Genomic DNA, 13,581 nt, shown 5'->3' on the forward strand with positions numbered 1-13,581 from the left:
CATAGCAAAAATAGCTAGTTTTTTCTTTTAATTATTAACTAGATTTTCTTGATTAAGTTTTGCTTCATTTTCCCGCCGTTTTTTTGCGTAAAGTTGAATAGTAACCGCCATCACAATAACTAAAGCAACAATTAACCATGTGGTTATATCTAAAGGTAAATTATTTTTAAAGATAGCTAATAAAACAATAACTAATAGTAAAATAGTGGGAGCTTCATTTAAAGCACGGAATTTTTGTCCACTCCATGTATTTTCACCCTTTTCCAATTGTTTAATAATTTTACCACACCAAAAATGATAAATTAACAATAAACCTACAAATAGAAATTTGATATGTAACCAACCAGATTTTAACACTTCAGGTTCAGTAGTGATTAATCCAATAGCCATAGATACCGTTACAATCATTCCGGGAGTGGTAATGATATTGTAAAGGCGTTTTTCCATGATTTCATATTGCTGTTTTAAAATAGTTTGAGCTGGTTCAGGTTTCTCTTGTGCTTCGGCATGGTAAACAAAAAGTCTGACTAGATAAAATAAACCTGCAAACCAAACCACAATACCGATAAGATGAAATGCTTTATACCAATAGTAAGCCATAATTTTGATAAAATTTCTTGTAATAGTTATTATTAACTTTATTTGCTCAAAAGTTACACCATTTTATTTTAGTCGCCAAGAGGCTATTGACAATTTGCAATTAATAAATTTTATAATTATTCTTAATTAGATGCAAAAGAGGTAAACTCAACTAATTGTTCTTGAAAAAAGTAGATTTCACTTAGTCATAAAATAGTATTTAAACCCATAAAAAAATCACTATATCTTTTATATCTTCTTCCTTATCGTCTTTTTAGATTCATTGTTGCCTCCTCCCCCTCCGTCAATATTGCTATTGTCTGTCTCATAATCCTTAGACATAACCAGTAAAGCGTTAATAATTGCCGCTGCTACCGTTGAACCGCCTTTATGACCTATAATTTGTATTTGAGGAATATCTAACTTAGCTAAATATGCCTTAGATTCTAACACTGAAACGAATCCCACTGGTGCACCAATTACGAAAGAGGGGTTTATTTTTTGTGACTCCCATTGTTTACATAAAGCAATTAAAGCCGTTGGTGCATTACCGATGACATAAATTCCTTGAGGATATTTTTCGCAACATTGTAATAAACCTGTTTCTGTCAAAGTTTGTCCTTTTTTTGCTTGTTTTGCTTGTTTTACCGCTACAATGATCTCGTTTTCATAGGTTTTTGCTACCATATTGCGGATACCTTCTTTTACCATACTGACATCGGTTATTATGGGAGTTTTTGCTTTTAAAGCGGCAATGGCAATATCTATGACATTATCACTACATAGAAGAAGGTTTAAAAAATCAAAGTCGGCGGTAGTGTGAATAATGCGACGAGCGATATTATATTCTGAGGCAGTAAGATGATGACTCCCGATAATATCATCAATAATGGTAAAACTTTTTTCAATAATGGGATTTGTCAGATTTTTCAAGAGTTAAATAATAGTTTAATAAAGTAAAATAATTAAATATAATAGTTATTTATTTGATAAGTAGTACAGTTTATAATCATCATTCAAAATTAAGAGTTTTAATCGCTAATTGTTAATTCCTAATCATTAATAACTTATGGTTAATTAACTTTAACAGTTGCCCATTCTGGTTGACGAGTATAATTAATCATATTGGTAAATTTTCTAATTTCAAACTCTTTTAATTTAAAAATTGGTGTGGAATCATCTATTAATAAATAGTTAATTTCTTTGATTATAGATTCTATTTTCTCTGAATTAATATTATCATCTATTTGATTAAAATAACCTAAAGTTACATGGGCTGCAAAATCATAATGTTGCTCAATACCCAGATTAATTATTTCTTCATTTTGATAGATTAATTGACGTAATTTAATAATAAGCTCATAACTAGACTCAGTGGGTACAAGACATACAGCTATTGCTCTAGGGAAAATAGATAAGCCAATAATTTCTAATTCTAAGGATTGATTTTCAGGGATTAAAGATTGATATTCTTTAAAAATTTTAGCTATTTCAGAAATTAGTATATCATCAAAATTAGGATTTTCTTTCACTGCATTAAGATAACTTTTATCCCAAATTAAATCAGCTAAGGTTAAGTGGAAACTTTCTGAAGGTAAACCGAGGAAAAAATCTTCTCCTAGTTTTTCGGTTAATTGTGATGAAATAAGTTGTAAATTTTGATAAAATTCTTGATTATAATCATCTTCTGCATAGGGAGGAGTGATAACACTAAATCCCGGAAATTCTACGGGTTTTCCATGGATAAATTTAGGAGATGACTGAATATTTTTTAACTGCTGTTTATAATTAGTCGGGATAGTCATTTGTACAACTTTGTTAACATAACTTTGATAATTTCCCTGCATATTTTTTATTCCTTTTCTATTAGTGATATTAAATTTATGTTAGTTTATTTTTAATGATTTTATCTTTTCATTATTTCTTTTCAATTATAAATTAATCATGTTTTTCCTGTCAATTAAATACATTTAGTTATTTATGAGTTAATTTTGTAATAATATCAATATGATGAGGATATAATGTGATTAATTCTTCTGAGTTTCCCAAAGTAAAATCTTCAAAATTAAACCCAGGTGAGACAGTGCAACCAATTAAACTATAAGATTGAGGTTGACTAACATAAGAAGCAAACCAGCAACCCTGCGGAATAACTAATTGTAAAACTTCATCATTATCTGGATTATTACCAACTTTAAATTCATGACATTCTCCTTGATTATCTATAATATAAACTAATAAAGTTGAACCACTATAAAAATGGAAAATTTCATCACTTTTAAGTTTATGAAAAGCAGAAAATTCTTCCCCTAATAATAGATAATAAATAGCAGTACTAACATTTCTTGAATCATTATATCTTATTAATAATTTATCTTGATTAATAATGTCTTTACTTCGATAAGTTTCTCGATAATATCCTCCTTCAGGATGTTTTTGTAAATTTAATTTTTTAATCCAATATTCTCCATTCATAAACGCTCAATTTTATTTAATAAGTATTAAAACATTTAGGGATTGTATATTTTAAAATTAATCAAAATAACTAATCATCTTTTTTGCATAAGTGCATAAGTAGATAAAGTAAACATACAATTAATCTTATCTACTTACTTATATCACTGTGTGCCATTGACATAAAATAATCCATTAACCATAATAGATAACCTAACTTCTATATAACTATGCCAATTTATTTATATTGGGGTGAAGATGATTTTGCCATGAATCAGGCAATTTCACTCCTTAAACAAGATAACCTAGATTCTAACTGGATTTCGTTCAATTTTGACAAACTAGCCGGAGATAAGGAAGATTCTATTGTCTCGGCTTTAATGCAGGGGATGACTCCTCCTTTTGGCAACGGCGATCGCCTTGTATGGTTATTTGAGACAAATATCTGTCAAAATTGTTCAGAAGAATTATTGACTCAATTACAAGGCACAATTCCCCAAATTCCAGAAACAACTCATTTACTGTTAACTAGCACAAAAAAACCAGATGGTAGAATAAAAAGTACAAAATTAATTAATAAATATGCAAAAGTAATTGAGTTTAGCTTAATTTCTCCTTGGCAAACAGAAATTTTAATAAAAAAAGTAGAAGAAACCGCAGCTCAGAAGCAGATAAAATTAACCCAAAATGCTATCAAAATTTTAGCAAATTGTGTCGGAAATGATAGCCGATTATTATCCCAAGAATTAGACAAATTATCGATTTATCAAGGAGAAAATAAGTTACCAATTGAGGAAGAAACAGTTAAAAAATTAGTAAATGTTAGTACTCAAAATAGTTTACAATTAGCTCAAGTAATTCTGAATAGAAATATACCTTATGCCTTGGAATTGGTTAATGATTTAATTACCTTAAATGAATCTCCATTAAGAATAGTAGCCACCTTAGTGGGGCAATTTCGCACTTGGGCGATAGTAAAAAGTATGATCGAATCAGGAGAAAAAGATGAGAAAAAAATTGCAGAATCAGCAGATATAAGTAATCCAAAAAGAATCTATTTTTTAAGACAAGAAATCAAAAATATATCAGGAAAACAACTATTATCAAGTTTACCTATTTTACTAGAATTAGAAGCAAGTTTAAAATTAGGGGCAGAGCCTTTAAATACCTTAGAAACAAAAGTGATAGAATTGTGTAATGTTTAAAACAAATAAAAGTAAAAAACAAAAATTATTAATAGTAACTATTTTAGCCTTAGTTACCATTATTTTAACTAGCTATTACCCTAAAAATATAATAAATAAAAAAGTAATAGCAAAAACTAAATTTTCTCCCGAAATACAGGAAATAATTGACAAATATAACCCGATACAACCTCCACGAGGTGATGTAAGATTATTAGTAATTAGTGACTTAAATAGTGCCTATGGTTCAACAGAATACGAAAAAGAGGTACACTTAGCTTTGAAAATGATTCCTTTTTGGCAACCTGATCTAATATTATCTAGTGGAGATATGATAGCAGGGCAAAAATCCACCTTAACTCCCTCACAAATTCAAGGAATGTGGAAGGCTTTTGATAGTCAAATCGCCCAACCGATAAGAGATTTAAAGATTCCTTTCGGCTTTACTATAGGTAATCATGACGCATCAGGTGCTATTAGTAACAATAAATTTACTTTTCAACAAGAGAGAGATTTAGCGGTAGAATATTGGCAAAATCCTAGTCATAATTCCAACCTTAACTTTATAGATAGCAATTTATTCCCTTTTTACTATACCTTTGAACAACAGGGAATTTTTTTCTTAGTATGGGATGGTTCAACCAGTAATATTCCTGATGATAAACTGGCATGGGTAGAAAAAAGCCTATCTTCAAAAACTGCTCAAGAGGCTAAAATGAGAATGATTATCGGACATTTACCCTTCTACGCCGTGGCTAAAGGTAGAGATAAAGTTGGTGAAGTGTTAAATAATTCTGAAAAATTAATAACATTACTCAAAAAATATAACGTACATACTTATATTAGTGGACATCAACACGCCTATTATCCCGCCCACAAAGAAGATTTACAATTATTACATACAGGTGCTTTAGGTTCAGGTCCTCGTCAACTATTAAATACTAATACTACACCGAGAAAAACTATAACGGTGATTGACGTTAATTTTAATGAAGATAACTTGACAAATTATACTACTTATGATATGCTAAAGTTAGACTTAATTGATAATAAAGAATTACCAAGATTTATCAAAGGACATAACGGTATAATTTATCGTCGAGATATTCCGAAGTAATGGCGAAGATATAATGAGTTGAGTTATATTTGCTGAGTTTCAAGTTTTTATTAATAGCAATTATCGTTACTTTTAAACTAATTCGACTCTACAGAATTGATTTTAATATTTTTATTCTTTGATTATCTTCCCTACTTCTTTACTTTCTTTGGATAAAGTGAAGATAAATAAACAAATTTAAAGTGAAATAAAGATTATGAGTATAAATATTACTGGTTTAATAGATGGTTTTGTTGCTGATGATTTACAAAATAATGCTAGAAATAGTTTTTTCTATCGTAATGACGACAATGATGACTTAAGGGGTGATAACGGTGATGATTCCGTTAATGGCGGTAACGATAATGATGATTTATTCGGCGACGAAAGTAATGACGACTTAAGGGGTGATAATGGCGATGATTCCGTTAATGGCGGTAACGGTAATGATGATTTATTTGGTAACGAAGGTGATGACGATTTAAGAGGTGATAACGGTGATGATTCCGTTAATGGTGGTAATGGTAATGATGATTTATTTGGTAACGAAGGTGATGACGATTTAAGAGGTGATAACGGTGATGATTCCCTTGATGGTGGTAATGGAAGTGATCATTTATTCGGCAACGAAGGTAATGATAGTTTAAGTGGTAGCACTGGTAATGATACTTTAAACGGTAATAACGGTAACGATGACTTAAATGGTGATAACGGTAACGATTCCCTTGATGGTGGTAGCGGAAGTGATGATTTATTCGGCAACGAAGGTAACGATAGTTTAAGCGGTAGTGTTGGGAATGACACTTTAACAGGTAATAACGGTAACGATGACTTAAATGGTGATAACGGTAACGATTCCCTTGATGGTGGTAGCGGAAGTGATGATTTATTCGGCAACGAAGGTAACGATAGTTTAAGCGGTAGCACTGGTAATGATAGTTTAAACGGTCATAATGGTAACGATACTTTAAACGGTGGTAACGATAATGACTCCCTTGATGGTGGTAACGGTAATGATTCTCTTAATGGTGGTAATGGAAGTGATCATTTATTCGGAAATGAAGGTAATGATAGTCTAAGCGGTAGCATTGGTAATGATACTTTAAACGGTAATAACGGTAACGATGATTTAAGAGGAGATAATGGTAACGATACCATTAATGGTGGTAACGGTAATGATCACTTATTCGGAAATGAAGGTAATGATCACTTAAGTGGTAGCGTTGGTAACGACATTTTAACGGGGGATAATGGTAATGATGACTTGAGAGGTGAAAACGGTAACGATACTTTAAATGGTGGTATTGGCAATGATAATTTATTCGGTGGGGATAATAATGACGACTTAAGAGGTGGTAACGGTAACGATACCATTAATGGTGGTAATAACAATGATATTCTTACTGGTGGGAATAATAATGATATTCTTACTGGTGGTAGTGGTTCAGACATCCTCACGGGTGATAGTGGTAATGATACCCTCAATTTAGGTCGCAATGATCGTATGAGTGATATTGTTCGCTATAGTTTAGGAAGTGGTGTTGACACTATTAACGAATTTGTTAAAGGAAGCGATAAATTAAGTTTCACAAATATCTCATTTATCGATGTTAAAGTATCTGGTTTTAATACAGAATTACGATTAGGAAATGGTATTTCTGGTGACGGAGATTTCGGTACAGGAAACCTTTTAGTTACTATAAAAGATACTACAGGATTTTCTAGCGCTGAATTAAGTGTTAATGGTAGCAGTTTAGATGTTGCAAATACGGCTCAATTTTTCTTTGCTTAAGTTATTTTGAAAAATCCTCCTAATGATTATATTTAGGTGGTAAATATTCATCCTTGCACTTTTTTTGATTAACTGAAGAAAAACTGATTGATAATGAAAGTGACAATATTTTATTTACCCAAACTTATCAATCATGACAGAAATTAACTGGCAAAAACTGCAAAATGGCTCTGATATTCGAGGTGTTGCTTTAACGGGAGTAGCAGGAGAAGAAGTTAACCTCACTCCTGAAGTTGTCGCCATTATTGGCAAGGCTTTTTCTTTATGGTTAAGTCAACAAAAACATAAACCCACTTCTAAGTTAACTATTTCTATAGGTAGGGATAGTCGTTTATCGGGTGAAACTTTAATGAATGCTTCTCTCAATGCGATCGCCAGTTTAGGGGTAAAGGTGTATGATTTTGCCATGGCTTCCACTCCTGCTATGTTTATGAGTACGATTACAGAAGGTTATAAGTGTGCCGGTGCAATTATGTTAACCGCTAGTCATCTGCCTTTTAATCGTAACGGCTTGAAGTTTTTTACCGATAAAGGAGGTTTAGAAAAACAAGATATTACCGAAATTCTTGCCATAGCACAAAAAGGAGAGTTTCCGAAAATTGAAGAAAAAGGTAACATCGAAAAACGTGATTTTATGTCGGTTTATGCTAACCAATTTGTCACCAAAATTCGAGAATCTGTTAACCATCCTGATAATTATGAAACTCCCTTACAAGGCTTGAAAATTATTTTAGATGCAGGAAATGGTGCTGGTGGTTTTTATGCTACAAAAGTTTTGTTACCTTTAGGTGCAGATATACAAGGCAGTCAATTTTTAAATCCTGATGGTAATTTTCCCAATCATATTCCTAACCCTGAAAATAAAGAAGCTATGATGTCCATTTCTGGGGCGGTGATTAATCATCAAGCAGATTTTGGTATTATATTTGATACTGATGTAGATCGCAGTGCCGCCGTTGATAGTCAAGGAAAAGAATTAAATCGTAATAAATTAATAGCCTTAATTAGTGCCATAATTTTAAAAGAACATCCACAAAGTACTATTGTTACTGATTCTATTACTTCCGATGGTTTAACTCAATTTATCGAAGAAGAATTAAAGGGAAAACATCATCGTTTTAAAAGAGGTTATAAAAATGTAATTAATGAGGCTTTACGGTTAAATCAAGAGGGTGTAGAATCATGGTTAGCCATCGAAACTTCGGGACACGCTGCGTTAAAAGAAAATTATTTTCTCGATGATGGTGCATATTTAGTTACTAAATTATTAATCGAATTGGCTAAATTAAACCTAGAAAATAAAAATTTAATTGACTTAATTAATAGACTAAAAGAACCCGTAGAAAGTGAAGAATTTAGGTTAATAATTACCGCAGAAAATTTTAAAGAATATGGAACTCAAATTATCGAAAAATTAACAGCATTTAGTGCTAGTCAAACTGACTGGAATATTGTGCCTAATAATTATGAAGGTATTAGGATTTCTTGTGAAAATGAATCAGAAAAAGGGTGGTTTTTATTACGTTTATCTCTTCATGATCCAGTTTTACCCTTAAATATAGAAACAAATATTGAAGGTGGAGTAAATAAAATAGCTAGTCGTTTATGGACATTTTTTGATCAATTTGAAGAATTAAATTATCATCAATAAACAAACTTTTAGTAGAGGCGTAGTCTGCTACGTCTTTATCATTATAAATTCTAAATTCCTAATTTATTAATTTGTTTAAAAAAGCTAATAAATCTTCTTCTCTAAATGGTTTACTTATTAACCAACCTTGAATAAAATCACATTTAAGTTGTTTCAATAATTTTTTTTGATTATCTGTTTCTACTCCCTCAGCTACTACTTTCATTTTATAGCCTTTAGCTAAAGTAATTACTGCGGAAACTAGGGCTTGATCTTGTTCATTAATTGCTAAATCAGTGATAAAAGATTGATCTATTTTAACAACATTAAAAGGGAATTTTTTTAAGTAACTAAGAGAAGAATAACCCGTACCAAAATCATCTAAAGAAAATTTTACTCCTAGTTGTGATAATTCATTAATAATAATTTCAGTTTTATCTACATTTTGCATTAAAATAGTTTCGGTAATTTCTAGTTCTAAATATTCAGGATTAAATTGTGTTTTATGTAAAATATTTTTGACTTGTTGAATGAAATTATCTTGTTGAAATTGTTTAACAGAAACATTAACAGCTATCACCATTTTAGGATAACCTAAATCTTGCCATTTTTTCCCTTGCAAACAAGCAGTTTCTAAAACCCATTCACCAATAGGAATAATTAAACCTGTCTCTTCCGCTAAAGGAATAAATTTTGATGGAGAAACCACTCCTAAATCTGGATGTTGCCAACGTAATAAAACTTCTAAAGCACTAATTTTATTAGTATTTAAGTCTAATTGTGGCTGAAAATTTAAGAATAATTCTTGATTATCTAAAGCGTTATATAACCTATTTTCTAACTCAAATAATAACATCTGTTCACCGCTTAATTGAGTTGTATAAAACTGACAATTATTTTTACCCATTTGTTTAGCTCGAAATAAGGCTATATCGGCATTTTTAATTAAAGTTTTTTCTTCTAAACCATCTTTAGGATAAATAGAAACGCCAATACTACAAGTAACGTAAATAGTATATTTTTTTATGATAAAAGGTTCTTTTAAACTATTAATAATCTTTTGTGCAATTTGATTTATTCTGGGTAAATTATCCTTTAAAGGCACAATGACAGTAAATTCATCTCCTCCCCACCGTGCGAGAAAACAATCTTCTGGAAGGTTAGAAACTAGACGATAAGAGAAATTTTCTAATAGTTTATCTCCTGTTGTATGATTTAAAGTTTCGTTGATATTTTTAAAGCGATCTATATCAATAAAAAAAATAGCAAGTTGCTCATTATTTGTTTTAACATTATTAAGATATTGTTCTAATTTCCAATAAAAAAATTCTCGATTAGGAATACCTGTTAAAGAATCATGAAAAGCCTGATATTTTAGTTTTTTTTCTGAAATTTTACGTTTAGTAATATCAAAAATATAGCTCCTAATAAAGTTTTGTTTTGATAAATAATGTATATATTGGTCAAAATATTTATCTTTAATTTTTATTTCTCTAATAATCAATTCTCCGTTAATCTGATTAGTATTACGAGTTAAACCAGCAATTAAAGGGTTAGTAATATTATCTTCATTAAATAATTCACTAAAACATAAATTTGCAGCAGGATTACTATAAATTATTTTGCCATTAAGATCAAATTCTATAATGGGATTTGGAGACAATTCAGGAAAAGAAGCTAACCTTTTAATATCTTTTTGACTAAGATTTTGATTGAGATTTTCTTCCGAAAGAATTAAAGTATTTTGTAATTGTTCTCTTGTTAATTCAGAAGATAAAGCTATATTATTTTGCTGAATTTTTGAGTTTAAATCACAAAAAGGGAAATATTCTGATAACGCATTTTCTTGTTTATAAATAGCTTTTATTTCACTGCTACCAAACATAATAATATCACCATCTTCTAGTTGATGATAAATAGTTTTTTTTTCGTTAACGACAATACCATTTTGACTTCTTTGTCCTTTTAAATCACCATCAATTAAAATATATGAACTGTTATCTTTTCCTATCTCTTTTCTGATTAAAGTGGCATGATTTCTCGATACAGCTTCGGAATATAATTTAATATTACTATCAGAATGACGACCTATAGAATAAACACTTTCGGTTAAAGAAATTACTATTTGTTCGCTACAATTTTCAGGAGATAGGAATAAAAAATGATTTTTTTTTTGATTGGGATTAGGCATAAATATATTTACTCTAAATCATAATTAGAACGTGCTAAAAATGTAGTTATTTCCTCGACATTGACAGGTACACTTAACCAATTACCTTGTATTTCTTTGCATCCTAATTGTAATAATTTTTCAACTTGTGCTTTTGTTTCTACTCCCTCAGCTACTACCCTCAAATTAAAACTTTCTGCAATGGCAATCATTGCCGTAATCATAGCTTTATCTTGATTATTATTGATAAAATTTTGTATAATAGGAAGATCAATTTTTAAAGTGGAAAACTGAAATTGTTTTAAATAACCTAAAGCCGAACTACCACTACCAAAATCATCTAAAGCCACTCTTACTCCTAATAGTGTTAATTCTGTCAATGTTTTTGCCGCTAATTCTATATCTCCACCGATGGTTTTTTCTGTAATTTCTAACTCTAATAAATTGGGATCTATTTGAATTTTATATAAAATATTTTTAATCATTCCCGCAAAATTAGGTTGATGAAATTGCTGATTAGATATGTTAATACAAATTGGTTGATTTGTTAAATTCAAATTATCTCTTTGCCACAATTGTCTTTGAAGACAAGCGGTTTCAATTACCCATTCTCCGATAGGTACAATTAAACCTGTTTCTTCTGCTAAAGGAATAAATTGATCTGGAGTAACTCTACCTAAATCAGGATGATCCCATCTAATTAACGCTTCTAACCCTGTTATAGTATAGTTTTCCGTGTCAATTTGTGGCTGATAATATAATGAAAACTCATTTCTATGCAAAGCGTGGGCTAATAATTTTTCAATTCTCAGTAATCTTTCAATTTCTACCTGTATTTTAGGATCAAAGAATTTATAATTATTACTTCCTGCTTCTTTACTCTTAAATAATGCAGTTTGTCCTTGATTAAGTAAAATCTCTGCTGTTACATTTGTCGCTTCTTGAGATTTAATGGCGATACCCATACCACTTTTTATATGTATTTTTTTATTTTCGAGAAAAAATGGCGGTTTTAAAGATTCTAACATCCGATTACAAACTCTTCCGACATCTTTAATACTTCTAACTTGAGGTAAAAGACAAATAAACTGTGATAATTCCCAGTGTGCTACGGTATCCCCCGAACGTAAAGACGCTCTTAAACGTTTCCCGAAACCATCTAAAATATTCGATTTCAGGCTATAGGAAAGGTTTTCTTGATTTTCTTCCAAAATTTCTAATTCAAGGAAAATTATGCACAATAAACCCGTATAACGACGACTATTAGCAATGGCAGTATTAAACTGTTCCATAAATAATTGCCGATTCGGTAAACCTGTTTCTAAATCATATAATCCCTGTTCTTGAATAAACGTCTCTTGATGAATATTTTTTGTAGCAGGACGCACTGCAAAAGAAAGTATGGTTTGATCTCCGTAGCTAACCCAAGTAATATTAGATTCTAGTTCAACTAATAATTTATTTTTACTTTGATAATTAAATTGTTTCAAAAAGTTTTTTTCTTTTTTGGAGGCTAAAATTAAGTCAATCTGTTCATCTAAAGTGGCGGTATTAAGATCAATTAAATCATATAATTTTAAAGAATAAACTTCCTCTAAACCATAACCAAGTAAATCAGCTAAAGCATTGTTTGCTTCTAAAATCTTTTTGTTATTAGCATCTACTAAAAAAATTCCTTCTTTGGTTTGACTAATAAACGCTTTATATCTTTGCTCACTTTCTTTTAATTGAGTTTCTAAAACCTTTCTTTTCGTAAAATCAAAAACATAACTTCTAATTAATTTTTTGTCCGATAAATAATGAATATATTGTTCAAAAACTTGATCTTTTATGGTAACTTCTCTTACAAATAATTTATTATTTTTACCATGATTTTCAATATTTTTAATTAAACCTAATAAAAGAGGATGATTTTCCGTTATCGGACTATTTTTTAATTCAGGAAATTTAGTCACTGCCGAAGGATTTAGATAAGTAATTTTCCCTTCCCAATCCATTTCAATGATCGGATTTGGACTTAATTCAGGAAAAGAAGCTAATTTTGTAATCTCAGAATCACCGTTAGAGTTTCTGACACTGAAAGTATCGCTATCTCCTGATTCCATATTAGGTTCAGAAATCACTAATGTCTGTTTCATCTCACGATGTTGAGTCGCATTTTGACTTTGAGTCTGTATTTTATTATTACTACGAATAGTACTTTCAGATTCCACCGATTGCTGAAAATCTCCCGATTGTAATAAAGCTAAATCAGATATATTATTTAACACATAATAACTACCTTGAATTTCTAAACCAAAGCGAATTATATCTTCGTGTTTTAACTCTTGAACTAAACATCTTTTATCATTAATAAATATCCCATTTGTGCTACGATTACCTTGTAAATCACCGTCTAAAAGCCAATAAGAAAAAGCCCTATTTTTCATATCCGTTCGACGTAATAAAGTGGCATGAAAACGGGATACTTTTTTTGAGATTAAAGGAATTTTATTACGAGGATCTCTTCCTATGGAATAATTTGCTTCCTCTAAAATAATAGTTTGTCTTGAATTTTCATCTTCTAATACTAAAACATGAGTTGTAGTTTGTAAATCTTTATTTAAACTTGTTTTTATATAGTCGCTATTCATAGGATTTTAAAATAATAATAATGTAACTTCGATAATTAATTGT

Annotated in this window: 10 protein-coding genes; 4 read left to right on the top strand and 6 right to left on the bottom strand. The window is 30.2% G+C overall.

Translation table 11 applies throughout. The features are described 5' to 3' along the window. Positions 1–27 precede the first annotated feature (27 nt). From hemJ to ACEW8E_RS11955, 4 genes are all read right to left on the bottom strand, one after another. A complete protein-coding gene (gene hemJ / locus ACEW8E_RS11940) occupies positions 28–600 on the bottom strand; it encodes a protoporphyrinogen oxidase HemJ (protein ID WP_373480570.1) in 573 nt (190 codons plus the stop codon). 228 nt (positions 601–828) lie between these two features. Continuing rightward, positions 829–1,512, bottom strand: coding sequence for a precorrin-8X methylmutase (locus ACEW8E_RS11945; RefSeq protein WP_373480571.1), 684 nt, complete (start codon positions 1,510–1,512; stop codon positions 829–831). Positions 1,513–1,652: 140 nt separating this feature from the next. Then, a complete protein-coding gene (locus tag ACEW8E_RS11950; protein ID WP_373480572.1) occupies positions 1,653–2,426 on the bottom strand; it encodes a DUF1868 domain-containing protein in 774 nt (257 codons plus the stop codon). Between the two features lie 127 nt (positions 2,427–2,553). Then, entirely contained in the window at positions 2,554–3,054 is a 501-nt protein-coding gene (locus ACEW8E_RS11955) for a cupin domain-containing protein (protein ID WP_373480573.1), read from the bottom strand. 209 nt (positions 3,055–3,263) lie between these two features. Between ACEW8E_RS11955 and holA the strand changes: the two genes are divergently transcribed. The 4 genes from holA (at position 3,264) to ACEW8E_RS11975 (ending at position 8,756) form a co-directional block, all read left to right on the top strand. Beyond that, positions 3,264–4,238, top strand: coding sequence for a DNA polymerase III subunit delta (gene holA, locus ACEW8E_RS11960; protein WP_373480574.1), 975 nt, complete (start codon positions 3,264–3,266; stop codon positions 4,236–4,238). Further along, on the top strand, positions 4,231–5,334 hold the full coding sequence (locus ACEW8E_RS11965; protein ID WP_373480575.1) for a metallophosphoesterase: 1,104 nt from the start codon (positions 4,231–4,233) through the stop codon (positions 5,332–5,334). The genes holA and ACEW8E_RS11965 overlap by 8 nt, the downstream gene beginning before the upstream one ends. A 196-nt stretch (positions 5,335–5,530) precedes the next feature. Further along, positions 5,531–7,105 (top strand): calcium-binding protein, encoded by a 1,575-nt coding sequence (locus ACEW8E_RS11970; protein WP_373480576.1) that lies wholly within the window; start codon positions 5,531–5,533, stop codon positions 7,103–7,105. 133 nt (positions 7,106–7,238) lie between these two features. Next, positions 7,239–8,756 carry a phosphomannomutase/phosphoglucomutase gene (locus ACEW8E_RS11975; protein WP_373480577.1) on the top strand — a complete coding sequence of 506 codons (1,518 nt, stop codon included), beginning with the start codon at positions 7,239–7,241 and terminating at the stop codon, positions 8,754–8,756. 58 nt (positions 8,757–8,814) lie between these two features. Here the strand turns inward: ACEW8E_RS11975 and ACEW8E_RS11980 are convergent, their stop codons facing one another. After that, positions 8,815–10,926, bottom strand: a complete 2,112-nt coding sequence (locus tag ACEW8E_RS11980) for an EAL domain-containing protein (protein ID WP_373480578.1) — start codon at positions 10,924–10,926, stop codon at positions 8,815–8,817. An 8-nt stretch (positions 10,927–10,934) separates the two neighbouring features. Continuing rightward, positions 10,935–13,538: an EAL domain-containing protein gene (locus tag ACEW8E_RS11985; RefSeq protein ID WP_373480579.1), complete on the bottom strand. Its 2,604-nt coding sequence runs from the start codon at positions 13,536–13,538 to the stop codon at positions 10,935–10,937. Between the last annotated feature and the right edge of the window lie 43 nt (positions 13,539–13,581).

Source organism: Geminocystis sp. (assembly GCF_041753295.1).
Taxonomy (GTDB): Bacteria; Cyanobacteriota; Cyanobacteriia; order Cyanobacteriales; family Cyanobacteriaceae; genus Geminocystis.